25 protein-coding genes are annotated in these 25,384 nt (G+C 61.3%); 14 read left to right on the top strand and 11 right to left on the bottom strand.

Features of this window, described 5'->3' with window-relative positions:
- Positions 1-213: 213 nt before the first annotated feature.
- Both BM110_RS23655 and BM110_RS23660 read left to right on the top strand, forming a co-directional pair.
- Positions 214-945 (top strand): carbonic anhydrase, encoded by a 732-nt coding sequence (locus BM110_RS23655; RefSeq protein ID WP_071490929.1) that lies wholly within the window; start codon positions 214-216, stop codon positions 943-945.
- 85 nt (positions 946-1,030) lie between these two features.
- Positions 1,031-2,572, top strand: coding sequence for a SulP family inorganic anion transporter (locus tag BM110_RS23660; RefSeq protein WP_071490930.1), 1,542 nt, complete (start codon positions 1,031-1,033; stop codon positions 2,570-2,572).
- Between the two features lie 52 nt (positions 2,573-2,624).
- Here the strand turns inward: BM110_RS23660 and BM110_RS23665 are convergent, their stop codons facing one another.
- The gene (locus BM110_RS23665) at positions 2,625-3,272 is read right to left on the bottom strand and encodes a hypothetical protein (protein ID WP_058424413.1); all 648 of its coding nucleotides are present in this window, start codon (positions 3,270-3,272) and stop codon (positions 2,625-2,627) included.
- Between the two features lie 367 nt (positions 3,273-3,639).
- Here BM110_RS23665 and coxB point away from each other — a divergent pair, with 367 nt between their 5' ends.
- The 4 genes from coxB to BM110_RS23685 all read left to right on the top strand — a co-directional run bounded on the left by coxB (position 3,640) and on the right by BM110_RS23685 (position 8,034).
- Positions 3,640-4,767 (top strand): cytochrome c oxidase subunit II, encoded by a 1,128-nt coding sequence (coxB, locus tag BM110_RS23670; RefSeq protein ID WP_093120150.1) that lies wholly within the window; start codon positions 3,640-3,642, stop codon positions 4,765-4,767.
- A 58-nt stretch (positions 4,768-4,825) separates the two neighbouring features.
- Complete coding sequence (gene ctaD, locus BM110_RS23675) at positions 4,826-6,412, top strand: cytochrome c oxidase subunit I (RefSeq protein WP_016978771.1); 1,587 nt, start codon at positions 4,826-4,828, stop codon at positions 6,410-6,412.
- 147 nt (positions 6,413-6,559) lie between these two features.
- Positions 6,560-7,111: a cytochrome c oxidase assembly protein gene (locus tag BM110_RS23680; RefSeq protein ID WP_071490934.1), complete on the top strand. Its 552-nt coding sequence runs from the start codon at positions 6,560-6,562 to the stop codon at positions 7,109-7,111.
- A 35-nt stretch (positions 7,112-7,146) separates the two neighbouring features.
- Positions 7,147-8,034 (top strand): cytochrome c oxidase subunit 3, encoded by an 888-nt coding sequence (locus BM110_RS23685; RefSeq protein WP_071490935.1) that lies wholly within the window; start codon positions 7,147-7,149, stop codon positions 8,032-8,034.
- A 6-nt stretch (positions 8,035-8,040) separates the two neighbouring features.
- Here BM110_RS23685 and BM110_RS23690 read toward each other — a convergent pair whose 3' ends face one another.
- Entirely contained in the window at positions 8,041-8,244 is a 204-nt protein-coding gene (locus tag BM110_RS23690; RefSeq protein WP_058424417.1) for a twin transmembrane helix small protein, read from the bottom strand.
- Between the two features lie 28 nt (positions 8,245-8,272).
- Between BM110_RS23690 and BM110_RS23695 the strand changes: the two genes are divergently transcribed.
- From BM110_RS23695 to BM110_RS23715, 5 genes are read left to right on the top strand one after another with little or no spacing between them, the layout of a single operon-like run.
- Positions 8,273-9,037, top strand: coding sequence for an SURF1 family protein (locus BM110_RS23695; protein ID WP_071490936.1), 765 nt, complete (start codon positions 8,273-8,275; stop codon positions 9,035-9,037).
- A complete protein-coding gene (locus BM110_RS23700; protein WP_092241439.1) occupies positions 9,003-9,587 on the top strand; it encodes a hypothetical protein in 585 nt (194 codons plus the stop codon). The genes BM110_RS23695 and BM110_RS23700 overlap by 35 nt, the downstream gene beginning before the upstream one ends.
- A gap of 10 nt (positions 9,588-9,597) precedes the next feature.
- The gene (locus tag BM110_RS23705; protein ID WP_092241437.1) at positions 9,598-10,677 is read left to right on the top strand and encodes a COX15/CtaA family protein; all 1,080 of its coding nucleotides are present in this window, start codon (positions 9,598-9,600) and stop codon (positions 10,675-10,677) included.
- Positions 10,665-11,564 (top strand): heme o synthase, encoded by a 900-nt coding sequence (gene cyoE, locus BM110_RS23710; protein ID WP_071490938.1) that lies wholly within the window; start codon positions 10,665-10,667, stop codon positions 11,562-11,564. The genes BM110_RS23705 and cyoE overlap by 13 nt, the downstream gene beginning before the upstream one ends.
- A complete protein-coding gene (locus BM110_RS23715; protein WP_071490939.1) occupies positions 11,561-12,196 on the top strand; it encodes an SCO family protein in 636 nt (211 codons plus the stop codon). The genes cyoE and BM110_RS23715 overlap by 4 nt, the downstream gene beginning before the upstream one ends.
- Before the next feature lie 144 nt (positions 12,197-12,340).
- Here the strand turns inward: BM110_RS23715 and BM110_RS23720 are convergent, their stop codons facing one another.
- From BM110_RS23720 to BM110_RS23730, 3 genes are read right to left on the bottom strand one after another with little or no spacing between them, the layout of a single operon-like run.
- Positions 12,341-13,111, bottom strand: a complete 771-nt coding sequence (locus BM110_RS23720; RefSeq protein ID WP_093514273.1) for a MetQ/NlpA family ABC transporter substrate-binding protein — start codon at positions 13,109-13,111, stop codon at positions 12,341-12,343.
- Positions 13,112-13,162: 51 nt separating this feature from the next.
- Positions 13,163-13,837: a methionine ABC transporter permease gene (locus BM110_RS23725; RefSeq protein WP_010207814.1), complete on the bottom strand. Its 675-nt coding sequence runs from the start codon at positions 13,835-13,837 to the stop codon at positions 13,163-13,165.
- Complete coding sequence (locus tag BM110_RS23730) at positions 13,837-14,844, bottom strand: methionine ABC transporter ATP-binding protein (protein ID WP_093514274.1); 1,008 nt, start codon at positions 14,842-14,844, stop codon at positions 13,837-13,839. The genes BM110_RS23725 and BM110_RS23730 overlap by 1 nt, the downstream gene beginning before the upstream one ends.
- A 265-nt stretch (positions 14,845-15,109) precedes the next feature.
- On the opposite strand from BM110_RS23730, the gene katE reads away from it, so the two are divergent.
- On the top strand, positions 15,110-17,239 hold the full coding sequence (katE, locus tag BM110_RS23735) for a catalase HPII (protein ID WP_093514275.1): 2,130 nt from the start codon (positions 15,110-15,112) through the stop codon (positions 17,237-17,239).
- Between the two features lie 102 nt (positions 17,240-17,341).
- Here the strand turns inward: katE and BM110_RS23740 are convergent, their stop codons facing one another.
- The 4 genes from BM110_RS23740 to BM110_RS23755 are packed head-to-tail and all read right to left on the bottom strand — an operon-like array spanning position 17,342 to position 20,147.
- Complete coding sequence (locus BM110_RS23740) at positions 17,342-18,061, bottom strand: PA5502 family lipoprotein (protein ID WP_071490943.1); 720 nt, start codon at positions 18,059-18,061, stop codon at positions 17,342-17,344.
- Positions 18,062-18,098: 37 nt separating this feature from the next.
- Positions 18,099-18,887, bottom strand: a complete 789-nt coding sequence (znuB, locus tag BM110_RS23745) for a zinc ABC transporter permease subunit ZnuB (protein ID WP_071490944.1) — start codon at positions 18,885-18,887, stop codon at positions 18,099-18,101.
- Entirely contained in the window at positions 18,880-19,665 is a 786-nt protein-coding gene (gene znuC, locus BM110_RS23750; protein WP_092241423.1) for a zinc ABC transporter ATP-binding protein ZnuC, read from the bottom strand. The genes znuB and znuC overlap by 8 nt, the downstream gene beginning before the upstream one ends.
- Positions 19,665-20,147 carry a Fur family transcriptional regulator gene (locus tag BM110_RS23755; protein WP_025854323.1) on the bottom strand — a complete coding sequence of 161 codons (483 nt, stop codon included), beginning with the start codon at positions 20,145-20,147 and terminating at the stop codon, positions 19,665-19,667. Before BM110_RS23755 ends, znuC begins: the two co-directional genes overlap by 1 nt.
- A 58-nt stretch (positions 20,148-20,205) precedes the next feature.
- Here BM110_RS23755 and BM110_RS23760 point away from each other — a divergent pair, with 58 nt between their 5' ends.
- Complete coding sequence (locus tag BM110_RS23760; protein ID WP_092241422.1) at positions 20,206-21,135, top strand: zinc ABC transporter substrate-binding protein ZnuA; 930 nt, start codon at positions 20,206-20,208, stop codon at positions 21,133-21,135.
- Positions 21,136-21,201: 66 nt separating this feature from the next.
- Here the strand turns inward: BM110_RS23760 and BM110_RS23765 are convergent, their stop codons facing one another.
- Together BM110_RS23765 and BM110_RS23770 are read right to left on the bottom strand one after the other, a co-directional pair.
- The gene (locus tag BM110_RS23765) at positions 21,202-22,155 is read right to left on the bottom strand and encodes a homoserine kinase (RefSeq protein WP_092241420.1); all 954 of its coding nucleotides are present in this window, start codon (positions 22,153-22,155) and stop codon (positions 21,202-21,204) included.
- A gap of 56 nt (positions 22,156-22,211) precedes the next feature.
- Positions 22,212-22,502 carry a DUF2782 domain-containing protein gene (locus BM110_RS23770; protein WP_071490948.1) on the bottom strand — a complete coding sequence of 97 codons (291 nt, stop codon included), beginning with the start codon at positions 22,500-22,502 and terminating at the stop codon, positions 22,212-22,214.
- A 74-nt stretch (positions 22,503-22,576) separates the two neighbouring features.
- Between BM110_RS23770 and polA the strand changes: the two genes are divergently transcribed.
- Positions 22,577-25,354, top strand: a complete 2,778-nt coding sequence (gene polA / locus BM110_RS23775; RefSeq protein WP_092241418.1) for a DNA polymerase I — start codon at positions 22,577-22,579, stop codon at positions 25,352-25,354.
- The last annotated feature ends 30 nt before the right edge of the window (positions 25,355-25,384 follow it).

Consider the following 25,384-nt stretch of genomic DNA (forward strand, 5'->3'; position numbering starts at 1 on the left):
ACGCACCGTTCCTGTAGGAGTGGTCGCGTTTTGACATCACTGAAACCCGCGATCTAGAGCGGTTCATTCAGTTTGAGTTAAGTTTCGGCGGTTACCTTGTTCAGCGAGTGACTGATGAGTCGGCACTGTGGCCCCTGGCGTTTTACAACTAATCCACTGGCCAAGCGTCCAACTGACCTGAAAACTCCCCTGCATTAATCAAGAGGATGAATCATGAGTGACAAGGATAAACAGCCGTTGGCTGCGTCGGCTTCTGCCCCTCAGGTGGCTGAAACCGCCGATGCAGCGCTGAAGCATATCGTTGACGGCTTTTTGCATTTCCATCACGACGTCTTCCCCCAGCAGGAAGAACTCTTCAAAAAACTCGCCACGGCCCAGAGCCCACGGGCGATGTTCATTACCTGCGCCGACTCGCGCATCGTGCCTGAGCTGATCACCCAGAGCTCTCCTGGCGATCTGTTCGTGACGCGTAACGTCGGCAACGTCGTACCGCCTTACGGCCAGATGAACGGCGGTGTTTCCACGGCCATCGAGTACGCGGTACTCGCCCTTGGCGTGCAGCACATTATCGTCTGCGGGCACTCCGATTGTGGCGCCATGCGCGCGGTGCTCAACCCTGACAGCCTGGAGAAGATGCCGACGGTCAAGGCCTGGCTGCGGCATGCCGAGGTTGCCAAGACCATGGTCCATGACAACTGCGACTGTGCCAATGAAGGCGAGAGCATGAAGGTGCTCACCGAAGAAAACGTCATCGCCCAACTGCAACATTTGCGCACCCACCCCTCCGTGGCTTCGCGCATGGCCAATGGTCATTTGTTTATCCACGGTTGGATCTACAACATCGAGACCAGTGAAATCCGCGCCTACGATGCCGACCAGTCGACGTTCCGACCGTTGAGCGGCGACGGACCGATCCCTTGCGCGACGCCTAAAGCGCGCTTCTAACACACTTCCCTGCCGGGTAAAGCGGTGGCTGCCATGGACGCAGCCAGGCTTTACCGCGCCCGGCGAATGCCTCGGGAGAGTCATCATGCGTGCTGCTCAATTGAAAGCTGTATTGCCAAGGGAGCTGCTCGCTTCCGTGGTTGTGTTTCTGGTCGCCCTGCCCTTGTGCATGGGGATTGCGATCGCCTCTGGCATGCCGCCGGCCAAAGGCCTGATTACCGGGATTATCGGAGGCCTGGTGGTGGGCTGGTTGGCGGGCTCGCCGTTGCAAGTCAGTGGCCCGGCGGCGGGCCTGGCGGTGCTGGTGTTCGAGTTGGTGCGCCAGCACGGCATGCTGATGCTCGGGCCGATCCTGCTGCTGGCGGGATTCCTGCAACTGGTTGCCGGGCGTTTGCGCCTGGGCTGCTGGTTTCGCGTCACGGCACCGGCGGTGGTGTACGGCATGTTGGCGGGGATCGGCGTGCTGATTGTACTGTCGCAGATCCACGTGATGCTCGACGGCGCGCCCAAGCCTTCGGGGCTCGACAATCTGGCAGGCTTCCCGGCGGCACTGGCCGACGCAATCCCGACCCTGGGCGGTGGCCTGGGCTGGCAGGCCGGGTTGCTCGGTTTGTCGACGATGCTGGTGATGTACGCCTGGGACAAATTGCGCCCGCAGCAGCTGCGCTTTGTGCCCGGTGCTTTGCTGGGCGTGGGCCTGGCCACGGTTGTCAGCCTGGTGCTGGCGTTGCAGGTCAAACGTGTCGAAGTCCCGGAAAACCTTGCTGATGCCATCGACTGGCTACGCCCCAGCGACCTGTTGAACCTTGCCGATCCCCAACTGTTGATCGCCGCATTTGCCGTGGCGTTTATCGCGAGCGCTGAAACGCTGCTGTCTGCGGCGGCGGTCGACCGCATGCACAGCGGTCAGCGTTCGGATTTCGACAAGGAGTTGTCTGCTCAAGGGGTGGGCAACATGCTCTGCGGCCTGGTCGGCGCCTTGCCGATGACCGGCGTGATCGTGCGCAGCTCGGCCAACGTGCAGGCCGGTGCAACCACGCGCTTGTCGGCGATGTTCCATGGCCTGTGGCTGCTGGCGTTCGTGCTGTTGCTGTCGAGTGTGCTGCAAAGCATCCCGGTGGCGAGCCTGGCGGGTGTGCTGGTGTACACCGGTATCAAGCTGGTCGACATCAAGGCCTTCAAGGCACTGGGACGCTATGGGCGGATGCCGATGTTTACCTACGCGGCCACGGCGCTGGCGATCATCTTTACCGACCTGCTGACCGGCGTATTGGTGGGCTTCGGGCTGACGTTGGTCAAGCTGGCGTTCAAGGCTTCGCGGTTGAAGGTCAGCCTGATCGACCTGCCTCAGGACGGTGAGATGGAACTGCGCCTGACCGGTGCGGCGACCTTTCTGAAAGTGCCCGCGTTGACTCAAGTCTTGTCGACGGTGCCTGCCGGGACGACCGTGCATGTTCCGCTGAGCAACCTGAGTTACATCGACCATTCCTGCCTGGAATTGCTGGAGGAATGGGGGCGGGCCAATGCGGCCAAGGGCTCGACGTTGGTGATCGAGGCGCGCGGGTTGAAGCGTCGGCTGGAAGGCCGGGTGAGGACGACGACGGGGATAGGCTCCGCGCCAGCTTGAACAGCAAAACAACGCCTGTAGGAGCCGGCAAGCCAGCTCCTACAAGGCGGGATCAGGCCGGCTGATCCAGCGCCAACTCAACCCCCAGCTGTCGCGACAGGCATGGCCAACGCTTCCACGCGGCTTCCGTGTCGGGGCTCTTGAGCTGTTCGCGATAAGCCTCCACGGACTCCAGCGCAAAGCTTTCTTCGTTGAGCATTTCATCCACTGCGTGGTGTACCGCTTCATCCAGCTGGTTGGCGAAGGTTTCGCCGATCAGCTGATGGGCAATGACATTGGCCACCGTGGTATCGGCCGGAATCAACGGCTGGCCGAAGTGCTTGATATACAGATCGTTGACCTCTTCGACCAGGCGATGAGCCAGGTAGGCCTCATCCAGCAGGCCATCGAGACCTTCATGGCCGGCCAGGATGGCAGGCGGTTGCAGGAAGAAGTGCTCGGCGATTTTCAGTACCGGTTTGATCTGGCTTTCGATACCGGCCTCGCGGGCCACGTCGTTGGCGGCGTCCAGCAAGTCCGGGACCAAGTCGATGTAGGCGGTGACAAAGCGGGTCATGACAATGTTGCGATCACCGTCAGCCAGGGAGATGGCCGAATGCAGGTGCGGCAATTGTTTTTCCAGTTGCAGGGCAAGCTGGCCAGTGCTGGCTTCGTGTTGATGGGCACGGGAAATCTGCTCGCGCAATGCGGCGGTGTTCATGAAAGCTCCAGTGATGCAGGCGTAGGAAAAGGGAGAAGATAAGGTAGCTCGTTTATACGAGCGCCTCAGACGCATTTGTCATAATTATTTCATGGTTATGCGCCCGCGTTATATCGAATTGCCATCGTTCGTCGGATAAACGATTCCGTGCCCGGTTCTATTGACTCCAGCCAGTCATTTCTACTCATTTGCCCCTACACATTGCGGGGTTGCAGAGCCTGTCTATACTCGGATTTGTACGCGATTAGCTGATGACGCCAGACTGCATAAGCAGGCAAGGCCAGGCGGTTGTAAGCAGTATGGAAGCCGCTCCCTTCGACGCAGGTGCAAACCGGCGGGATAACAAGAACGATAAGGGGAACCCGCAATGATGCGACATCCACATGTTTGGATGGGCCTCCTGTTGTGGTCGGTATTCGGCCAGGCACATGCCGCCTGGACAACGAATATGGCGCCAGGGGCGACAGAAGTCAGTCACGCTGTGTTCGACCTGCACATGACCATATTCTGGATCTGTGTGGTGATCGGCATCATCGTGTTTGGCGCGATGTTCTGGTCGATGATCGTTCATCGCCGGTCTACGGGCCAGGTCGCGGCCAAGTTCCACGAGAGCACTACCGTGGAGATCCTCTGGACCGTCGTGCCCTTGCTGATCCTGATCGCGATGGCCATTCCGGCCACCAAGACCCTGATCAATATCTACGACAGCAGTGAGTCGGATATCGATATCCAGGTCACCGGCTACCAGTGGAAATGGCATTACAAATACCTGGGCCAGGATGTGGAGTTCTTCAGCAACCTGGCCACGCCCGCCGAGCAGATCCACAACCAGGCGACCAAGGGCGAACACTACCTGCTGGAAGTCGACCAGCCGCTGGTGTTGCCGGTGGGGGCCAAGGTGCGCTTCCTGGTGACCGCCGCCGATGTGATCCACTCCTGGTGGGTGCCGGCGTTTGCGGTCAAGCGCGACGCGATTCCCGGCTTCGTCAACGAGGCCTGGACCCGTGTCGAGAAGCCCGGCATCTACCGTGGCCAGTGCGCCGAGCTGTGCGGCAAGGACCACGGCTTCATGCCCATCGTGGTCGAGGTCAAGTCCAGGGCCGACTACGACACCTGGCTCGGCGAGCGCAAGGCAGAGGCCGCCAAGCTCAAGGAGCTGACCTCCAAAGAGTGGACCCTGGAAGAGCTGGTGGCCCGTGGCGACAAGGTCTACCACACCACCTGCGTGGCCTGTCACCAGGCCGAAGGCCAGGGCCTGCCGCCGATGTTCCCGGCGCTCAAGGGTTCCAAGATCGCCACCGGTCCCGCCGCCGATCACCTGAGCCTCGTGTACCACGGCAAGCCCGGCACCGCGATGGCGGCGTTCGGCAAGCAGCTCTCGGAAGTGGATATCGCCGCCGTGGTGACCTACGAGCGTAATGCCTGGGGTAACAACAAAGGCGACATGGTCACGCCTAAAGACGTGCTGGCCATCAAGCAGGCGGAAAGCAAATGACCTCTCTCATGGCATTGACCGCGACCCGCCCCGCCCACTCGCTTGCAGGAGAACGACCATGAGCGCTGTGATCGACGACCATGGTCACGCCGACCATGCCCACGGCCCCGCCAAGGGCCTGATGCGCTGGGTGCTGACCACCAACCACAAAGACATCGGCACCATGTACCTGTGGTTCGCCTTTGCCATGTTCTTGCTCGGCGGCTCGTTCGCCATGGTGATCCGGGCCGAGCTGTTCCAGCCCGGCCTGCAGATCGTGCAGCCGGCGTTCTTCAACCAGATGACCACCATGCACGGTCTGATCATGGTGTTCGGCGCGGTGATGCCGGCGTTTGTCGGCCTGGCCAACTGGATGATCCCGTTGATGATCGGCGCGCCCGACATGGCCCTGCCGCGCATGAACAACTTCAGTTTCTGGCTGTTGCCGGCGGCCTTCCTGCTGCTGGTCTCGACGCTGTTCACGCCAGGCGGCGGGCCGAACTTTGGCTGGACCTTCTACGCGCCGCTCTCCACCACCTACGCGCCGGAAAGCGTGACGTTCTTTATCTTCGCCATCCACCTGATGGGTATCAGCTCGATCATGGGCGCGATCAACGTGGTCGCCACCATCCTCAACCTGCGTGCCCCGGGCATGACCTTGATGAAAATGCCGCTGTTCGTGTGGACCTGGCTGATCACCGCGTTCCTGCTGATCGCGGTCATGCCGGTGCTGGCCGGGTGTGTGACCATGATGCTGATGGACATCCACTTCGGTACCAGCTTCTTCAGCGCGGCCGGCGGCGGTGACCCGGTGCTGTTCCAGCACGTGTTCTGGTTTTTCGGCCACCCCGAGGTGTACATCATGATCCTGCCGGCCTTCGGCGCCGTCAGCTCGATCATCCCGACCTTTTCGCGCAAGCCGTTGTTCGGCTACACCTCGATGGTCTACGCCACGGCGAGCATTGCATTCCTGTCGTTCATCGTGTGGGCGCACCACATGTTCGTGGTGGGCATCCCGTTGGTGGGCGAGTTGTTCTTCATGTACGCCACCCTGCTGATTGCCGTGCCCACCGGGGTGAAGGTGTTCAACTGGGTCAGCACCATGTGGCAGGGCTCGCTGACCTTCGAAACGCCGATGCTGTTCGCCGTGGCCTTCGTGATCCTGTTCACCATTGGCGGTTTCTCCGGGCTGATGCTGGCGATTGCCCCGGCGGACTTCCAGTACCACGACACCTATTTCGTGGTGGCGCATTTCCATTACGTACTGGTGCCCGGCGCGATCTTCGGCATCTTCGCCTCGGCCTACTACTGGCTGCCGAAATGGACCGGCCACATGTACGACGAAACCCTCGGCAAGCTGCACTTCTGGCTGTCTTTCGTTGGCATGAACATGGCGTTTTTCCCAATGCATTTTGTCGGGCTGGCGGGCATGCCGCGCCGGGTGCCGGACTACAACCTGCAGTTCGCTGACTTCAACATGGTCTCGTCGATCGGCGCGTTCATGTTCGGCGCCACGCAGATCTTCTTCCTGTTTATCGTGATCAAGTGCATCCGTGGCGGCCCGCCGGCGCCGGCCAAGCCCTGGGATGGCGCTGAAGGCCTGGAGTGGAGCATCCCTTCGCCGGCGCCATACCACACCTTCACCACGCCGCCGGAGGTCAAATGAACACGCCTTGGCACTGCTTACACGGCCAATGTGGGAGAGGGCTTGCCCCCGATGGCGGTGTGTCAGCCGACATCATGATTGGCTGTAAAACAGCTATCGGGGGCAAGCCCCCTCCCACAATGGCCTCATTCACATTGGGTGGGCGTCATGGCTGAATACTTGCCGATCAAGCGCCTGGTCACACGGCTGCTGATCCTGGTGGTGGCGATGTTCGCCTTCGGCTTTGCGCTGGTGCCGATCTACGACGTGATGTGCAAGGCGTTCGGCATCAACGGTAAGACCGCCGGGCAGTATGAGGGCGAGCAGGTTGTCGACCCGACGCGCCAGGTGCGCGTGCAGTTCCTGTCTACCAATGCCATCGACATGGTCTGGGATTTCTATGCCAAGGCGGACGAAGTGGTGGTCAATCCGGGCGCGGTGACCGAGATGCTGTTCGTGGCCCACAACCCGACCGACAAGCCGATGACTGCCCAGGCCGTACCGAGCATTTCCCCGGCCGAAGCGGCGATGTATTTCCACAAGACCGAATGCTTTTGCTTCACCCAGCAAGTGCTGCAGCCGGGCCAGCGGATCGAAATGCCGGTGCGCTTCATCGTCGACCGCGACATGCCCAAGGATGTGAAGCATCTGACCCTGGCGTACACGCTGTTCGATATCACTGCGCGCCAACCGCCGGTGGCTGTGCATACCGGCGGCTAGCTACTGTTTGCCCCCTCAATCAGGAGAGCGAATACATGTCGACTCATGATACGTACTACGTACCAGCGCAAAGCAAATGGCCGATAATTGCCACGATTGGCATGCTGGTCACCGTGTATGGACTGGCTGTGTGGTTCAACGACCTCAAGGCGGCACGCCCGGAATCCCATGGCCCGTGGATCTTTTTTGTCGGTGGGCTGCTGCTGGCTTACATGCTGTTTGGTTGGTTCGGTGCGGTCATCAAGGAAAGCCGCGCCGGTTTGTACAGTTCGCAGATGGACCGTTCGTTCCGTTGGGGCATGACCTGGTTCATCTTTTCCGAAGTGATGTTCTTTATCGCGTTCTTCGGTGCGCTGTTTTATGTGCGGCACATGTCCGGCCCGTGGTTGGGCGGTGAGGGTCACAAGGGCATTGCGCACATGCTGTGGCCGAACTTCGAGTTTGCCTGGCCGTTGCTCAACAACCCTGACCCCAAAATGTATCCCGCGCCTGAAGGCACCATCAGCCCGTGGGGTCTGCCGCTGGTCAATACCATCCTGCTGGTGAGCTCCAGCGTGACCATTACCATCGCCCACCATGCCCTGCGCAAAGGTCATCGCGGTGCGTTGAAGATCTGGTTGGCGATCACGGTGCTGTTGGGGCTGGCGTTCCTGGGGTTCCAGGCCGAGGAGTACATCCACGCCTATAAAGAGCTGGGCCTGACGCTGGGCTCCGGCGTGTATGGCGCGACGTTCTTTATGCTCACCGGCTTCCACGGCGCCCACGTGACCATCGGCACCCTCATTCTGTTCGTGATGCTGATGCGCATCCTCAAGGGGCATTTCAATGCCGAGCACCAGTTCGGCTTCGAGGCGGCCAGTTGGTATTGGCACTTTGTGGACGTGGTGTGGATCGGACTGTTTTTCTTCGTTTACGTGCTGTGAGGCGGCTTACCACGGCGCATGAGAAACCAGTTGGCCGCTGAAAAAGCCCCAGGTGATCAAGGCCAGGGTGATCACGGCCAGTACGACACGCACGGTCAGGGCGTTGACGAGGCGATTGGAGTTGCCCTCGTCCTTGACCAGGAAGAACAAGCCACTGAACAGGCTCACGACGGTCGCGATCAGCATCAGGGCAATAGCAGCTTTGAGCATGGTCGGGCTCCACGGGGATGGGCGGGCAATGAAAACAAGTATAGCCAGCGCCGCAAAACGCTTTCGTCCTGGGATCGCACCCACCTTAGTGGTGCTGGTACTGCTGCCCCTGATGGTGGGGTTGGGGTTCTGGCAACTGTCGCGCGGCCATGAAAAGCAGCTGCTGGTGGACAGTTATGCCGAGCGGCGCGCAGCGGAGCCGATCAGCAGTGCGCAACTCAATGACATGGCCGACCCGGCCTTTCGCCGCGTGCGCTTGCGCGGGCAGTTGGATGCCGGGCACAGCGTGTTTCTCGATAATCGCATGCGCGACGGCAAGGCCGGCGTAGAGCTGCTGCAACCCTTCCACGATCAGGCCAGCGGCCTGTGGCTGTTGCTGAATCGCGGCTGGCTACCCTGGCCGGACCGGCGCACGCCACCGGTTTTCAGTACCCCGGAGCAGCTCTTGAATCTGGATGCCTGGGTCTACGTCGCCCCTGGCGAAACCTTCCAATTGCACGCCGACCCCGCCAGTGCGCAATGGCCACGCCTGCTGACGGCGCTGCACCCTGCCGCGTTGTGGGCGCAATTGGGCCGCAGCGGTTTCGCCTATGAGCTACGTGCCGAGCCCGGCCCCGGCACTTACGAAACCAGCTGGCCCATCGTGGCCATGGGGCCGGAAAAACACCTGGCGTATGCCGTGCAGTGGTTCGCCATGTCGCTGGCGTTGCTGGCGCTTTACCTCTACCTCGGATGGCACAACAAAAAGGAGAAGCCCCATGGGAGCGGCCATGAATCCACCCAACATGTCTGAGGTGCCTGATCGGCGCAAAGGCCGTTGGCAACTGATTCTGATCCTGATGATGGTGATCGGCCCGATGGCGCTGGCCACTTTCATGTACAAGCTGCAGTTCTGGGTGCCGCAAAGCCGCAGCTACCACGGCGAGATGATCGGCAACGGCCAGACCCGCGCCGACATTGGCGTGCCGGCCGATGAGCAGCGCTGGCAACTGCTGGTCACCGCGCCCGCCGCCTGCGCCGCCGATTGCCAGCAACTGGTCTACCTCGCGCGTCAATTGCAGATTGGCCTGGGGCGCGATGCCTCCCGCGCCAGCCATGCCTTGGCCAGTGCGCAGCCGCTGGACAGCGACTATGACGCCAAGCTCAAGGCCGAGTACCCGCAACTGCAACGCTACCCGCTGGACCTGTCGACCTTCAGTAAAAACGCCGCTGCACCGGGGGATGCTCAGCTGTGGATCGTCGACCCCCACGGCAACCTGGTGCTGCGCTATGACACCAAGGTCAAGGGCAAGGACTTGCTCAACGACCTGCGCCACCTGCTGAAACTGTCGAACATCGGATAGGGGCACCGTCATGGCCAAACCTGGATTTCGCCTCGCGTTGTTTGCCACCTTGCTGGCGCTGATCGTTGTGCTGCTCGGCGCTTATACCCGCCTGACCCATGCGGGTCTGGGCTGCCCGGACTGGCCCGGCTGCTATGGCTTCATCGGCGTGCCCAACACCGAAGCCCAACTGGCCCACGCCGAGCTGCACTTCCCCGATACGCCGGTGGAGGCGGACAAGGGCTGGGCCGAGATGACCCATCGCTACTTCGCTGGCACCCTGGGCTTGCTGATTGTGTTGCTGGCGGCGCGCTCGTGGAGCCATCGGCGCGATCCGGGCCAGCCGGTGAAGCTGCCGCTGTTTGTACTGGCGGTGGTGTTCGCCCAGGCGGCATTTGGCATGTGGACGGTAACATTGAAGCTGTGGCCGCAGGTGGTGACGGGGCATCTGTTGGGTGGCTTTGCGACCTTGAGCCTGCTGTTCCTGCTGACCCTGCGTTTGTCCGGCGTATTGCCCGCGCTGATCGTGCCCAAGCGCCTGCAATATTGGGCGACGGCAGGCCTGGTGCTGGTGATCGGCCAGATTGCCCTGGGCGGTTGGGTCAGTTCCAACTACGCGGCGGTGGCCTGTATCGATTTGCCAACGTGCCATGGGCAGTGGTGGCCGGCAGCGGACTTTGCCAACGGCTTCCACCTGACTCAACACATCGGCCCCAATTACCTCGGTGGGCAGTTGGACAGCGAGGCGCGCACCGCCATCCACCTGACCCACCGCATCGGCGCCGTCATCGTCAGCCTGGTGCTGCTGGGCCTGGCCTGGCAGTTGCGCGCAGTCGGCATGACGCGGTTGGCCGGCTTGCTGTTGATCGCCCTGGCGGCGCAAATCTGCCTGGGCCTGAGCAATGTGTATTTCCACCTGCCGCTGCCGGTTGCGGTAGGGCATAACGCGGGCGGTGCGGCGTTATTACTGACGCTGGTACTGGTCAACTATCACGCGCGCACCAGTCTGGTCCGGGTGCGCAACCAGTTGCCGTTCGGCTGGCGCTTTATTCCACGCAAACACGTATCGGGCCTCGTTACCCTTAAAGGAGAGATGCCATGGCGACCTTGATCGGCGCACGTCACGGCCAGGCCATCTGGCGTGATTATCTGGAGCTGACCAAGCCCAAGGTGGTGGTGCTGATGCTCATCACCTCGCTGGTGGGGATGTTCCTGGCGACTCGCGCTGGTGTGCCGTGGACCGTGCTGGTGTTTGGCAACCTGGGGATTGCCCTGTGTGCAGGCGGCGCGGCGGCGGTCAACCATGTAGTGGACCGACGCATCGACGCGGTAATGGCGCGCACTCACAAGCGGCCGTTGGCGGAGGGCCGGGTGTCACCGCTGGCGGCGTTGGCCTTTGCTTTGTTTCTGGCTGTTGCCGGGTTGGCCCTGCTGCTGGCATTCACCAATCCGCTCGCAGCCTGGCTGACGCTGGCCTCGCTGCTCGGTTATGCGGTGATCTACACCGGTTTTCTCAAGCGTGCGACGCCACAGAATATTGTTATCGGCGGCTTGGCCGGTGCAGCGCCGCCCTTGCTGGGTTGGGTCGCCGTCACCGGGCATGTCAGCGCCGAGCCTCTGCTGCTTGTGTTGATCATCTTCGCCTGGACCCCGCCACACTTCTGGGCCTTGGCCATCCATCGCAAGGAAGAATACGCCAAGGCCGATATCCCGATGCTGCCGGTGACCCACGGCGAGCACTACACCAAGGTGCATATCCTGCTCTACACCTTTGCCCTGCTGGCGGTGAGCCTGATGCCCTATGTGATCCACATGAGCGGCCTGCTGTACCTCGGCTGCGCCCTGGTATTGGGCGGGCGCTTTCTGCAATGGGCCTGGGTGTTGTACCGTGGCGGTCGGCCGCACGCGGCGATCAACACCTTCAAGTACTCTATCTGGTACTTGCTGCTGCTGTTTATCGCCCTGCTCGTAGACCACTACTTACTGTTGAACCTATGACTCGAACTCAAAAGACTGTCTTCATCCTGGTGGCCCTGGTGGCATTGATCATGGGCCTGACCGTTAACAAAGTGCTCTCGGGCAAGGGCCAGGGCGACCCTACCGCGCTGATCGACGCAGGTATCATCCTGTTGCCGCAAAGCCGTCAGTTGCCGCCGGTGACCATGACCAACCAGGACGGCCAGCCGGTGCTGGTCAACGAATTGAAAGGCAAGTGGAGCCTATTGTTCTTCGGCTACACCTTCTGCCCGGACATTTGCCCGACTACCCTTGCCCAGCTGCGCCAGATCAAGAGCGAGCTGCCTAAAGAGGCTGTGGATAAGTTGCAGGTGATTTTGGTCAGTGTGGACCCGAACCGCGATACGTCGACCCAGCTCAAACAGTACCTGGGCTACTTCGACCCGCAGTTCCAGGGCCTGACGGGCGCGAATGTGGAGGAGGTGCAGAAGGTCTCGAATGCGGTGAGCATCCCGTTTATTCCGGCGGACACCAGTAAGCCGAACTACACCGTCGACCACAGCGGCAACCTGGCATTGATCGGGCCGGATGGGACTCAGCGCGGGTTCATCCGTGCGCCGTTGAACAACCAGAAGCTGGTGGCGCAGTTGCCGGGGTTGTTGAAGCGTCAGTAACAGGCGACACATAACAAATGTGGGAGGGGGCTTGCCCCCCGATAGCAGTGGGTCTGCCACCAGATGCAGTGACTGACACTCAGCAATCGGGGGCAAGCCCCTCCCACATTTTTTGATCTTCAGCGTGTTGGAGATCGAATCAGATCAGAACGCCGGCTTGATCGCGCCTTTGTACTTCTCTTCGATGAATTGCTTCACTTCAGGCGTGTGCAGGGCTGCAACCAGCTTCTTCACGGCGTCCGAGTCCTTGTTGTCTTCGCGGGTCACCAGGATGTTCACATAAGGCGAGTCGCTGCCTTCGATCACCAGCGCATCCTTGGACGGGTCCAGCTTGGCTTCCAGCGCGTAGTTGGTGTTGATCAGCGCCAGGTCGACCTGGGTCAGTACGCGCGGCAGGGTGGCGGCTTCCAGTTCGCGGAATTTCAAGCCTTTCGGGTTGGCGGTGATGTCCTTGATGGTCGACAGGATGTTGGTCGGGTCCTTCAGGGTGATCAGGCCGTTCTTGGCCAGCAGCAACAGGGCCCGGCCGCCGTTGGTGGCGTCGTTGGGGATCACCACATTGGCGCCGCTTGGCAGTTCGTCCAGCTTCTTGTACTTGCTGGAGTAGGCGCCCAGGGGTTCTAGGTGCACCGCGCCGACGCTCACCAGGTGGGTGCCCTTGGCTTTGTTGAATTCATCCAGGTACGGCTGGTGTTGGAAGAAGTTGGCGTCCAGGCGCTTTTCCGCGACTTGTACGTTCGGCTGCACGTAGTCGGTGAAGACTTTGATCTGCAGGTCCACGCCTTCTTTGGCGAGGGCAGGTTTCACGAATTCGAGGATTTCCGCGTGTGGGACCGGCGAAGCCGCGACCGTGATGGTCTCGGCGTGGGCGGAAAACGCGGCAACGGCGGCGAACGCAACCAGTAGTTTCTTCATCCAACAAGCTCCTTGTTCGGGCATGTGCCGGCTTATCCCCGGCAATGGCCGTTATTTTCGAGAAAAGTGCACCACCAGCTTGTCGCCGACGGTTTGCAGAATTTGCACCAGGATCAACAGCATCACCACCGTGACCACCATCACGTCAGTCTGGAAACGCTGGTAACCGAAACGGATCGCCAGGTCACCCAGGCCGCCGGCACCCACCACACCGGCCATGGCCGTGTAGGACACCAGTGTAATCGCGGTCACCGTAATCGCCGCGAAAATGCCTGGGCGCGCTTCGGGCAGCAAGGCGTTGGTGATGATCTGGCGCGTGCTGGCGCCCATCGATTGCGTGGCTTCGATAATGCCGCGGTCCACTTCACGCAGCGCGGTTTCCACCAGGCGTGCGAAGAACGGCGTCGCGCCCACCACCAACGGCGGAATCGCACCAGCCACACCCAGCGAAGTGCCGGTGATCAATACGGTGAACGGGATCATCACGATCAGCAGGATGATGAACGGCAGCGAACGCAGGATGTTCACGATCAGCGACAGCAGCGCGTACAGGCCCTTCTGTTCGAACAGTTGGCGCGGGCTGGTGAGGAACAGCAGCACGCCCAGGGGCAGGCCCAGCACTACGGTGAAGAACAGTGAGCCGAACAGCATGGTCATGGTGTCGCCGGTGGCGAGCCAGATTTCGGACCAGTCGATATTGGCGAAGAAACTCAACAGGACGTCCATTAGCGCAGGATCTCCATGTGGACGTCAGCAGCGGTGAAGCGCGCAAATGCGGCGTCCATGTCGCCACCGGTGACGGCGAGGGTCAATTGCCCGTAAGGGATGTCTTTGATGCGGTCGATACGACCGGCGAGGATGCTGTAGTCCACGCCCGTTTCGCGTGCGACGGTGCCCAGCAGCGGCGCGTAGGTCGCTTCGCCCTGGAACGTCAGGCGCACGATGCGGCCGGGTACGTGAGCGAAGTCATCGCGTTGCTCGTTTTCGTCGACCTGCTCGGACTCTTGCACGAAACGCTTGGTGGTTGGGTGCTTGGGGTGCAGGAATACATCGGCCACCGAGCCTTGCTCGACGATCACGCCGGCGTCCATTACGGCCACCTGGTCGCAGACACGGCGGATCACGTCCATTTCATGGGTGATCAGCACGATGGTCAGCTTCAGCTCGCGGTTGATCTCGGCCAACAGTTGCAGCACCGAGGCGGTGGTCTGCGGGTCGAGGGCGCTGGTGGCTTCGTCGCACAGCAGGATCTTCGGCTTGGTCGCCAGGGCGCGGGCGATGCCGACGCGTTGTTTCTGGCCGCCGGACAACTGCGCCGGGTACTTTTTGGCGTGGTCCGACAGGCCGACGCGGGCGAGCAGTTCTGCGACGCGCAGGTCGATGTCCTTGCGCGACAATTCGCCGGCCAGGGTCAGTGGCAGTGCGACGTTGTCGGCGACGGTCTTGGACGCCAGCAGGTTGAAGTGCTGGAAGATCATCCCGACCTGCTGGCGGAAACGGCGCAGGCCGTTGGCGTCCAGGGCGGTGACTTCTTCGCCATCTACCCTGATGGTGCCGCCGCTCGGTTCTTCGAGGCGGTTGATCAGGCGCAGCAGGGTGCTTTTGCCCGCGCCGGAGTGGCCGATGAGGCCGAACACCTGGCCGTTTTCGACACTCAGACTGGTGGCGTGCAGCGCGGGAATATCCCTACCGGCGACGCGGTAGGTTTTATGGACGTTTTGAAACTCGATCACGTAGCGAACCTTGTGGGGCGCATGGAAAAGGGATCAGCGGTTAGCCGGGCGCGCATTTTAGCCTGTCTGTATAGCGTTTCTTAGCATTTATTTCGTATTCAACCAGCGATTTGGCAATAACGCGATCAAAGGTCATAAAAAAGGAACGGTACAAAACCGCGTCAGTCACTACTTAAGCAACTCGATTTCCCAGGTGCCGTGCCTGGGGTTTTGCTCAAACGAGCCGGGGACCGCTCTGGCCACTTTGAATAAGGAGTTTTGACTGATGAGTAGCAAAAAGCCAAAGAGCGAGCTAGCGGGCACCGACACCCTGGATCGTGGTAACACCAACGCCAAGCTGCAGGCCCTGGAGGCCTTCCGCTCCGATGCGACCGGTCAGGCCCTGCGTACCAATCAGGGCGTCAAGATTTCCGACAACCAGAACACCCTGAAAGTGGGCTCCCGTGGCCCATCGCTGCTGGAAGATTTCATCATGCGTGAAAAAATCACGCACTTTGACCATGAGCGTATCCCGGAGCGCATCGTGCATGCCCGTGGCACCGGTGCCCATGGCTATTTCCAGACCTACGAGAACCATTCGGCGCTGACCAAGGCTGGTTTCCTGCGTGACCCTGGGCATAAAACGCCGGTCTTCACCCGCTTTTCCACTGTGCAGGGCCCGCGTGGTTCGGGTGACACGGTGCGTGATGTACGCGGTTTTGCCGTGAAGTTTTTCACCGAAGAAGGCAACTTCGACCTGGTGGGCAACAACATGCCGGTGTTTTTCATTCAGGACGCGATCAAGTTTCCTGACTTCGTGCACGCCGTGAAGCCCGAGCCGCACAATGAAATTCCTACAGGCGGGTCGGCGCACGATACCTTCTGGGACTTCGTCTCGTTGCAGCCTGAATCGGCGCACATGGTGATCTGGGCGATGTCTGACCGTGCCATTCCAAAGAGCCTGCGCAGCATGCAGGGTTTTGGCGTGCACACCTTCCGCCTGGTGAACGCCGAGGGGAAATCCAACTTCGTAAAATTCCACTGGCGTCCTACGGCGGGTACTTGCTCGCTGGTGTGGGACGAAGCGCAAAAGCTGGCCGGTAAAGATACCGACTACCACCGCCGCGACCTTTGGGAAGCCATTGAGATGGGCGACTACCCTGAGTGGGAATTGGGCGTGCAGGTGATTCCCGAGGACAAGGAGCATGCGTTCGACTTCGATATCCTCGACCCGACCAAGCTGATCCCTGAGGAGCTGGTGCCGATCACGCCGCTGGGCAAGATGGTGCTCAACCGCAACCCGGACAACTTCTTCGCTGAAGTCGAGCAGGTCGCGTTCTGCCCAGGCCATATCGTGCCGGGTATCGACTTCTCCAACGATCCACTGCTGCAAGGTCGGCTGTTTTCCTACACTGACACGCAGATCAGTCGACTCGGCGGGCCGAACTTTCATCAGTTGCCGATCAACCAGCCGGTCACGCCGCTGCATAACAACCAGCGCGATGCCATGCACCGCAGCACCATCGATAAAGGGCGAGCCTCTTATGAGCCGAACTCCATCGATGGCGGCTGGCCGAAGGAAACGCCACCGGCTGCGCAGGATGGTGGTTTTGAGTCCTACCCTGAGCGCATCGACGCGCACAAGATCCGTGAGCGCAGCGAGTCGTTCGGCGATCACTTCTCCCAGGCGCGTCTGTTCTTCCACAGCATGAGCAAGCACGAACAGGAGCACATCATTGCGGCTTACAGCTTTGAGCTGGGCAAGGTCGAGCGCGAGTTTATCCGCGCGCGTCAGGTCAACGAGATCCTGGCCAACATCGACCTGGAACTGGCCAAGCGCGTGGCGCAGAACCTGGGGCTGCCCGCGCCGACCCAAGGCACGGTGCCTGTCCGTAAAACCCAGCCGGAACGTTCGCCGGCATTGAGCCAGGCAAACCTGCTGCCGGGTGATATCAAAACGCGAAAAGTGGCGATTCTTGCCGCGAACGGCGTTGATGGTGCTGCAATTGATGCGTTGAAGAAGGCACTGGAAGCCGAGGGCGCACATGCCAAGCTGCTGGGGCCAACCTCGGCACCGGTAAAAACGGCTGATGGTAAAAGCCTGAAGGTGAATGCCTCCATGGAAGGTATGCCGTCGATTGCGTTCGATGCGGTATTTGTCCCTGGCGGGAAAGACTCTGTTAAAGCCTTGAGTGGTGATGGCGTGGCGTTGCACTTCCTGTTGGAAGCGTACAAGCACTTGAAGGCGATTACCGTCGCCAACGACGCTAAGTCATTGCTGGATCTGTTGAAGCTTGAGGCGGATGCGGGACTGATCGTCGGGTCGGATGCCAAGGCGTTCAAGGCATTCTTTGCCGCGATTGCCCAGCACCGGGTCTGGGATCGTGAGCCTAAGGCCAAGGCGATTCCGGCTTAAGTCTTTGGTTGTTTGTTAGATCGTCATCGGGGGCAAGCCCCCTCCCACATTTTGAGCTGTGAATACATTCAAAGTGCGGGAGGGGGCTTGCCGCCGATGGTTTTATTCCGCTTTGCGCGGAATAAGCACAACCTGCGCCGGAATCTTCTTCAGAATCTGCCGGTGAATCTTCAGGTCATACCCCGAATCAATTCGCTTCACCCGTTTGGTCAGCAACGTGGCCAGCCACGGGTAATCCTCTGTGCGCGGCGCCTGGATGCTCACATCGCATTGGTAATTCACCACGTCGGTGGCAATTGCATCCAGCTGATGGCGCAGTTCTTCGATGTTGGTGAGGTTCAACGCCACGGTGGTGCTGGGCGCCGTGGGGTCGATGACCTTGGCGGCGGGCTTGGCCTCGGCGGCTTTCAGGTCGGCTTCGGCTTTGTCCAGTTCGGCCTTGCGCGCATGGCTGATGGCGCTGTTGACGCCACCGGTCAGCGCGGGTGCCTTGGGCATCAGGGCGCGGGCACGGCTCAGAGCGGTCGCCGCAGCGTTTACGTCGCCCTTTTGCAGCACGATCTGGCTGCGTTGCAAGTAGGCTTCAGCCAACTGCCGCTGGTAGGTTTCCAGCGCCGGGTCGTTGGGCGACTGGGCTTGCAGCGCCGCTAGCTGGTCTTCTGCGGTGGCCAGTTCGCTGCTGGCCAGGTTTTGCTCCAGCTGTGCGATGGCCGCAGCGCGTGCGTCCGGGGCCTCGGGGACGGCGGGCGGTGTGCTTTGACAGGCGCCCAGCAGCAGGGAAAATGCGGCAAGGAGCAGATAACGGGAGGTGAACGGCTTCATTCCTGCGACTCTCTATTTGCGCAAAAAGCGAGCAAGTCTACACCCCTCGACGGGGCAGGACAAAACTCAGCAGAAACAGGGCGGCGGCCGTGACCACAATCGACGGCCCGGCCGGCGTGTCCTTGAACCAGGACAACGCCAGGCCCCCGCACACAGCGAGCATCCCCAGCAGGCTGGCGCCCACCGCCATCTGCTCCGGTGAGCGGGCGTGGCGCTGGGCAGCGGCCGCAGGAATGATCAGCAGCGACGTGATCAACAATACGCCGACAATCTTCATCGCGACAGCGATCACCACGGCGATCAATAACATCAGGGCCATGCGCAGGGCCGGCACGGGCAAGCCTTCTACCGTGGCCAGCTCTTCGTGCACGGTAATCGCCAGCAGCGGGCGCCACAGCGCGACCAGCAGCGCCAGTACGGCCGCGCTGCCGCCGAGGATCCACGCAAGGTCGCCGGGGCTGATCGCCAGCAGGTCGCCGAACAGGTAGGCCATCAAGTCGATGCGCACTTCATGCATGAAGCTCAGCACCACCAGGCCCAGGGACAGGGTGCTGGGTGCCAGGATGCCCAATAGGGTGTCGGAGGCCAGGGGCTGGCGCTGTTGCAGGGTCACCAGCAGTACCGCTAATAACAGGCAGCCAACGGTCACGGCGATGGTCGGGCTCACATCCAACAGAAAGCCCAGGGCCACGCCCAGCAGCGCGGCGTGCGACAGGGTGTCGCCAAAATAGGCCATGCGCCGCCAGACCACGAACGAGCCCAACGGGCCCGCCACCAATGCCAAAGCCAAGCCTGCCAGCAGGGCGTAGAGCAGAAAATCAGCCATGCTTGCAGCTATCTCCATGAACGTGGGTATGAGGGGCGGCGGGGTCATCGACGACGGCGCCATGCAGGTCGTGGGCGTGGTCGTGATGGTGGTGGTAGATCGCCAGGCTCTGGGCGTTCTTGCCGAACAGCTCGACGAACGCCGGGTCGCCGCTGACCTGTTCCGGATGGCCCGAGCAGCACACGTGGCGGTTGAGGCACACCACCTGGTCGGTGGTGCTCATCACCAGGTGCAAATCGTGGGACACCATCAATACGCCGCAGCCATGGCGGTCGCGCAGACGGGTAATCAAGCTGTACAGCTCGGCCTGGCCGGCGACGTCGACGCCCTGCACGGGCTCATCCAGCACCAGCAGTTCCGGCTCGCGCAACAGGGCGCGGGCCAGCAGCACGCGCTGCATTTCGCCGCCGGAAATGCTTTGCACCGGGCTGTCGATCACCTGTTCGGCGCCGACTTCCCTGAGCGCCGCCTGGGCGCGGGCACGGTCTACGCCGGGCACCAGGCGCAGGAAGCGCAGGACTGACAATGGCAAGGTTGGATCGACATGCAGCTTCTGCGGCATGTAGCCGACGCGCAGCTTGGGCTTGCGCCACACACTGCCGGTGTCGGGCTTGAGCAGGCCCAGCACGGCACGCACCAGGGTGGTCTTGCCGGCGCCGTTGGGGCCGATCAGGGTAACGATCTGCCCCGGCTCCACGCTCAGTGCGATGTTATCCAGCACGTTTTGCCCGGCGAACGTGACCCCGACCTGCTCCAGGCGGATTAACGCGTTGCTCATCAAGCCCCCTGGCAGCCCGAGCACAGGCCGACCACTTCGACCGTTTGCCCTTCGACCCGGAAGCCGACCTCGGCAGAACTCTTGATGATGGCGTCGCTGATGCTTTTTTGTTCAAGCTCGATGGCGGCGTGGCACTCGCGGCAGATCAGGAACTGGCCCTGGTGCGCGTGTTCCGGGTGGCTGCAGCCGACGAAGGCGTTAAGCGAGGCGATGCGGTGCACCAGGCCGTTTTCCAGCAGGAAGTCCAGTGCGCGGTACACGGTGGGCGGCGCGGCGCGGCGGCCGTCCTGCTCGCTGAGCACGCCGAGAATGTCGTAGGCGCCCAGCGGCTTGTGGCTCTGCCACACCAATTCCAGCACGCGGCGGCGCAGTGCGGTCAGGCGCAGCCCCTTCTGTGTGCACAGGGTGTCGGCTTCCGACAGCGCGGTATGCACGCAGTGAGAGTGGTCGTGGGGACGGCTGGCAAGCGGTGTTTTTGGCATGAGCGGCGACAGATATTTGATAGAGACGTTATTATGTTACCCGTTCCTACGCCATTGAGTGGTCATCGTGTCCCGACTTTTTCCCGTTTTTGTCGTGTTTGTCACCAGTTTGTTCATGGCTGGCGCCGCTCAGGCCGAGGTCAAGGTGTTGACCAGCATCAAGCCGTTGCAGTTGATTGCTGCGGCGGTGCAGGACGGCGTGGCGGTTCCGGAGGTGTTGTTGCCACCGGGCGCGTCGCCGCATAACTATGCGTTGCGACCATCCGACGTACGGCGTGTGCAGTCGGTGGACCTGCTGTACTGGATCGGCCCGGACATGGAGAGTTTCCTGCCGCGCGTGTTGAAAGGTCGTACGGCAACAACGGTAGCAGTGCAGGACCTGCCGGGCATGAAGCTGCGCCGTTTTGCCGAAGATAGCCACTCCCACGCCGATGAAGCCGACGAACATGACCACGATCACCGCCCAGGCAGCCTGGACGCGCACTTGTGGCTGTCCACGATCAACGCACGGGTTATTGCTGCACGCATGGCCACTGACCTGGCTGCTGCCGATCCGGCTAATGCCTCGCGTTACCAGAGCAACGTGAAGGCCTTCGACGAGCGCCTGGATGCCCTGGATGCTCGCCTGAAAGCCCGTCTTGCGCCGATCGATGGCAAGCCCTACTTCGTGTTCCATGAAGCCTTCGATTACTTCGAAGACGCTTATGGGCTCAAGCATGCCGGCGTGTTCAGCGTGGCCGCTGAAGTCCAGCCTGGCGCCCAGCATGTCGCGGCGATGCGTACCCGTTTGCAGGAAGTGGGCAAGACGTGCGTGTTCAGTGAACCGCCGTTGCGTCCGCGCCTGGCTGAAACGCTGGTGGCCGGGTTGCCGGTGAAGTTGGCAGAGTTGGATGCGCTGGGGGGTTATACCCCGGCTACCGCTCAAGGCTACGAGCAAGTGCTGGATAAGTTGGGCAACGACTTGGCGGGTTGCCTGGAGTCGCTCTGACAGCAAACGACGACCAAATGTGGGAGGGGGCAAGCCTCCTCCCACACTTTTTGATCTCACGGGCTTTTAGAGGGCAAATGGCAGTTGCACGGTGACCCGCTGACGCTGCATCAGTCGATGCTCGAACTCCGCCGGGTCGTGGATCAGCACATCCTGTCCCGCAAAGGATTCAGCCGCGATCAGGCGTGACAGCCAGAATCGCACACAGGCCACGCGCAACATCGTCGGCCACAGCTCGGCTTCCTTCGCGGTAAACGGCCGCAGCCCTGCATACGCTCCCAGCAAGGCCCTGGCGCGTTGCCCATCAAGCACGCCATCGGCGTCCGAGCACCAGTCATTCAGGGCGATCGCCACGTCGTACAGCATCGGGCCGGAGCAAGCGTTGTAGAAGTCGATCAGGCCGGTGAGGTGCGTGCCTTCGAACATCGCGTTGTCGCGGAACAGGTCGGCGTGCACGTTGGCGCGTGGCAGGGCGAGGATCTCGGCCTTGTGCGCTGCGATCTCGGTCAGAGCATCCTGCAACAGGCGTTGCTGTGCGGCGTTCAGGTGCGAAATCAGTTGCGCGCCTTCACTGAGCATCCAGTCCAGGCCGCGATCGGTCTTGCGCTCGAGGACTCTCTCGCCCTGCGTCGCCAGGTGCAGATGGCCCAGCAGGTCACCGACCTGGGCGCAGTGCTGGGCGTTGGCGTCCTTGATGTGCTTGCCGGCCAGGCGCGGTTGCAGCAGTGCCGGTTTGCCTTTGAGTTCGCGCAAGGCCACGCCGTCGGTGGTGCGCAGGGCGTAGGGCACCGGCAGGTCGGCGTCGTGGAGTACGTCGAGCAGTTCGATGAAGAACGGCATTTGCGCAACCGGGCCACGCTCGACCAGGGTCAGGACAAACTCACCCTGCTCCAGGCTGATAAAGAAATTGGTGTTTTCGCTACCGGCGGCAATCCCCTGGAAGTCGATCAGGCGGCCGAGGCCGTAAGGGGCGAGAAAGGTTTCCAGCTCGGGCCGAGCCAGGGGGGTGAACACAGACATGGTTAAAACTGCCAGTACGGGCGCCGCGGTGCGCGGCGCCAATTGAAGTTAAGAAATCATTTCCATTCGAAGATCTTCCATGACGGGATCAGCATATCCGGCTGGTCAGAACGGATGAAGTTCGCATCGGTTCCGTCCGCGCGCACCAGGAAATAAGGAGGTGCGCCCTTCGGGATGACCTTGATTGCGTAAAGGAAACCGTTCTGGCGGTACTCCTGAATGGTCTTGTCGCCTTCCGTGCGAATGGTCACTTCCGGATCGCCCCCAGGCGCATCGTCTGCCGCCACGGCAGCCATCGGAGCGAGTGCAATCAAGCCAGTCAACAGCAGGCGATTGAATGTACGCATGATAACCTTGTCCCTTTGTCGTCATTGGTCCGGCTATTCTAGCGCCTGACCCGCCGAAAAGGTTGATTCTGCTCATGAGCCAAGCACCCCTCGTCCTGGTGGACGGTTCTTCGTATCTGTACCGTGCCTTCCACGCATTGCCACCGCTGACCACTTCCAAAGGCCTGCCCACCGGCGCGGTCAAGGGCGTGTTGAACATGCTCAAGAGCCTGCGCAAGCAGTACCCGGACAGCCCGTTCGCGGTGGTGTTCGACGCCAAGGGTGGGACCTTTCGCGATGACATGTACGCCGAATACAAGGCCAACCGCCCGAGCATGCCCGATGACATGCGCGTGCAAATCGAGCCGTTGCACCAGAGCGTGATCGCGCTGGGCTTCCCGTTGCTGTGCGTCGAAGGCGTCGAGGCCGACGATGTGATCGGCACCCTGGCGCGCAGCAGTGCGGCGGCTGCCCGCCCCGTGGTGATCTCCACCGGTGACAAGGACATGGCGCAACTGGTCGACGGGCACATTACCTTGGTCAACACCATGACCGGTAGCGCGATGGACATCGAGGGCGTGAAGGAGAAATTCGGTGTCGCTCCCGAGCAGATCATCGACTATCTGGCGCTGATGGGCGATTCGTCCGACAACATCCCGGGTGTTCCGGGTATCGGTCCGAAGACCGCTTCCGGCTTGCTGGTCGGCGTGAACGGCGGCATCAAAGAGCTTTATGAGCAGTTGGATATTGTGCCGACCTTGCCTATCCGAGGCGCCAAGACGTTGCCGGCCAAGCTGGAAGAACATCGGGAGAGTGCTTTTCTTTCCTACCAGTTGGCGACGATCAAGTGCGATGTACCGTTGGATATCGGTCTGGATGATTTGCACCTGATCGAGCCGGATCGCGAGAAGCTGCTGGAGTTGTACACGCTGCTGGAGTTCAAGAGCTGGATTGATGAGGTCCAGCGCGATGCCAAACGCGTGGAACTCAAGGCTGCGCCGGTTGCCGAGCAAGCCGTCGAGGCAGTAGCACCGGCAGAGGCCACCTACACCACCATCCTCGATCAGGCGACGTTCGACCTTTGGCTGAAGAAGCTCAACGACGCGAAGTTGTTTGCCTTCGACACCGAAACCACCGGTATCGATGCCCAGCAGGCGCAGCTGGTCGGCGTCTCCTTCGCCGTGCAGCCCCATGAAGCGGCCTACATCCCGTTGACCCATTCCTACATCGGCGCGCCGGAGCAGTTGGACCGCGACACCGTCCTGCTGGCTCTGAAACCGCTGCTGGAAGACCCGACCAAGCTCAAAGTCGGCCAGCACGCCAAGTTCGATATGAATATCCTGGCCAACTGCGCTATCGGCGGCGACCCGGCGCAGGGCATTACCGTGCGTGGCATTGCGTTCGACACCATGCTTGAGTCCTATGTGCTGAACTCCACGGCAACCCGTCACGACATGGACAGCCTGGCCAAGAAGTACTTGGACTACGACACTGTTGCTTTCCAGGACATCGCCGGCAAGGGCGCCAAGCAGCTGACCTTCGATCAGATCGCCCTGGAGCAGGCCGGCCCTTATGCGGCGGAAGATGCCGATGTGACCCTGCGTCTGCACCAGGCTTTGTTTGCACAGTTGACGGCCATCCCGAGCCTGGCGAGCGTGCTCACGGATATCGAGATTCCATTGGTGCCGGTGCTGGCCCGTATCGAGCGCCAGGGTGCACTGGTGGACAAGGACCTTCTGGGTATCCAGAGCATCGAGCTGGGCAACAAGATGGTCGAACTGGAGCGCCAAGCCTTCGAGATCGCCGGCGAGGCGTTCAACCTCGGTTCGCCCAAGCAGCTCGGCGCGATTCTTTACGAAAAACTCGGCCTGCCGGTGCTGAAGAAAACCGGCAAGGGCCAGGCCTCCACCGCCGAAGAAGTGCTGGCCAAGCTGGCTGAGGATGACTATCCGCTGCCCAAGGTGCTGATGCAGTACCGCAGCATGAGCAAGCTGAAAAGCACCTACACCGATCGCCTGCCGGAACAGATCAACCCGCGTACCGGACGTATCCACACCTCCTATCACCAGGCGGTGGCGGCGACCGGGCGCTTGTCTTCCAGTGATCCGAACCTGCAGAACATCCCGGTGCGTACCGCCGAAGGGCGGCGGATTCGCCAGGCGTTTGTTGCACCCAAGGGCTACAAGCTGCTGGCGGCGGACTATTCGCAGATCGAGCTGCGGATCATGGCGCACCTGTCCAAGGACGAGGGCTTGATGAACGCCTTCCGTCACAACCTGGATGTGCACACCGCCACGGCGGCCGAGGTGTTCAAGGTTGAGCTGGGCGAGGTCACCTCCGACCAGCGCCGCAGTGCCAAGGCGATCAACTTTGGTCTGATCTACGGCATGGGCGCGCAGAAGCTGGGCAAGGACATCGGCGTCGATACCAAGACGGCCAAGGCCTACATCGATGTGTATTTCGCCCGTTATCCGGGGGTTCGCGAGTACATGGAGCGCACCCGCGCCCAGGCCGCTGATCAAGGCTACGTGGAAACCTTCTTCGGCCGTCGCCTGTACTTGCCCGAGATCAACTCCAACAAGCCCCAGGAGCGCGCGGCCGCTGAACGCACCGCGATCAACGCGCCGATGCAGGGCACGGCGGCCGACATCATCAAGAAAGCCATGGTGTTGGTGGACAACTGGCTGACCGATTCGGGCCTGGATGCCAAGGTGATCCTGCAGGTGCACGATGAATTGGTACTGGAAGTGCGTGAAGATCAGGTGGCGCAGGTCAGCGAAAAGATTCGCGAGCATATGAGTGCGGCCGCGAAGCTGGACGTGCCGCTGCTGGTGGAAGTGGGCGTCGGCAATAACTGGGATGAAGCGCACTGACTTGCGGGCGCTGCCACCGCGCTGTGTGGT

Origin of the sequence: Pseudomonas sp. NFPP28 (genome assembly GCF_900115535.1) — a bacterium.
GTDB lineage: Bacteria > Pseudomonadota > Gammaproteobacteria > Pseudomonadales > Pseudomonadaceae > Aquipseudomonas > Aquipseudomonas extremorientalis.

Excerpts from the sequence above, each read along its gene's own strand:
- BM110_RS23740 (WP_071490943.1), bottom strand. The coding sequence starts at position 18,061 with ATGAAGCCGTTCACCTCCCGTTATCTGCTCCTTGCCGCATTTTCCCTG.
- BM110_RS23715 (WP_071490939.1), top strand. The coding sequence starts at position 11,561 with ATGACTCGAACTCAAAAGACTGTCTTCATCCTGGTGGCCCTGGTGGCA.
- znuB (WP_071490944.1), bottom strand. The coding sequence starts at position 18,887 with ATGGCTGATTTTCTGCTCTACGCCCTGCTGGCAGGCTTGGCTTTGGCA.
- BM110_RS23770 (WP_071490948.1), bottom strand. The coding sequence starts at position 22,502 with ATGCGTACATTCAATCGCCTGCTGTTGACTGGCTTGATTGCACTCGCT.
- ctaD (WP_016978771.1), top strand. The coding sequence starts at position 4,826 with ATGAGCGCTGTGATCGACGACCATGGTCACGCCGACCATGCCCACGGC.
- cyoE (WP_071490938.1), top strand. The coding sequence starts at position 10,665 with ATGGCGACCTTGATCGGCGCACGTCACGGCCAGGCCATCTGGCGTGAT.
- BM110_RS23695 (WP_071490936.1), top strand. The coding sequence starts at position 8,273 with ATGAAAACAAGTATAGCCAGCGCCGCAAAACGCTTTCGTCCTGGGATC.
- BM110_RS23755 (WP_025854323.1), bottom strand. The coding sequence starts at position 20,147 with ATGCCAAAAACACCGCTTGCCAGCCGTCCCCACGACCACTCTCACTGC.
- BM110_RS23700 (WP_092241439.1), top strand. The coding sequence starts at position 9,003 with ATGGGAGCGGCCATGAATCCACCCAACATGTCTGAGGTGCCTGATCGG.
- BM110_RS23660 (WP_071490930.1), top strand. The coding sequence starts at position 1,031 with ATGCGTGCTGCTCAATTGAAAGCTGTATTGCCAAGGGAGCTGCTCGCT.
- BM110_RS23765 (WP_092241420.1), bottom strand. The coding sequence starts at position 22,155 with ATGTCTGTGTTCACCCCCCTGGCTCGGCCCGAGCTGGAAACCTTTCTC.
- BM110_RS23680 (WP_071490934.1), top strand. The coding sequence starts at position 6,560 with ATGGCTGAATACTTGCCGATCAAGCGCCTGGTCACACGGCTGCTGATC.
- BM110_RS23720 (WP_093514273.1), bottom strand. The coding sequence starts at position 13,111 with ATGAAGAAACTACTGGTTGCGTTCGCCGCCGTTGCCGCGTTTTCCGCC.
- BM110_RS23665 (WP_058424413.1), bottom strand. The coding sequence starts at position 3,272 with ATGAACACCGCCGCATTGCGCGAGCAGATTTCCCGTGCCCATCAACAC.
- BM110_RS23655 (WP_071490929.1), top strand. The coding sequence starts at position 214 with ATGAGTGACAAGGATAAACAGCCGTTGGCTGCGTCGGCTTCTGCCCCT.
- coxB (WP_093120150.1), top strand. The coding sequence starts at position 3,640 with ATGATGCGACATCCACATGTTTGGATGGGCCTCCTGTTGTGGTCGGTA.
- katE (WP_093514275.1), top strand. The coding sequence starts at position 15,110 with ATGAGTAGCAAAAAGCCAAAGAGCGAGCTAGCGGGCACCGACACCCTG.
- BM110_RS23705 (WP_092241437.1), top strand. The coding sequence starts at position 9,598 with ATGGCCAAACCTGGATTTCGCCTCGCGTTGTTTGCCACCTTGCTGGCG.
- BM110_RS23690 (WP_058424417.1), bottom strand. The coding sequence starts at position 8,244 with ATGCTCAAAGCTGCTATTGCCCTGATGCTGATCGCGACCGTCGTGAGC.
- BM110_RS23685 (WP_071490935.1), top strand. The coding sequence starts at position 7,147 with ATGTCGACTCATGATACGTACTACGTACCAGCGCAAAGCAAATGGCCG.
- polA (WP_092241418.1), top strand. The coding sequence starts at position 22,577 with ATGAGCCAAGCACCCCTCGTCCTGGTGGACGGTTCTTCGTATCTGTAC.
- znuC (WP_092241423.1), bottom strand. The coding sequence starts at position 19,665 with ATGAGCAACGCGTTAATCCGCCTGGAGCAGGTCGGGGTCACGTTCGCC.
- BM110_RS23725 (WP_010207814.1), bottom strand. The coding sequence starts at position 13,837 with ATGGACGTCCTGTTGAGTTTCTTCGCCAATATCGACTGGTCCGAAATC.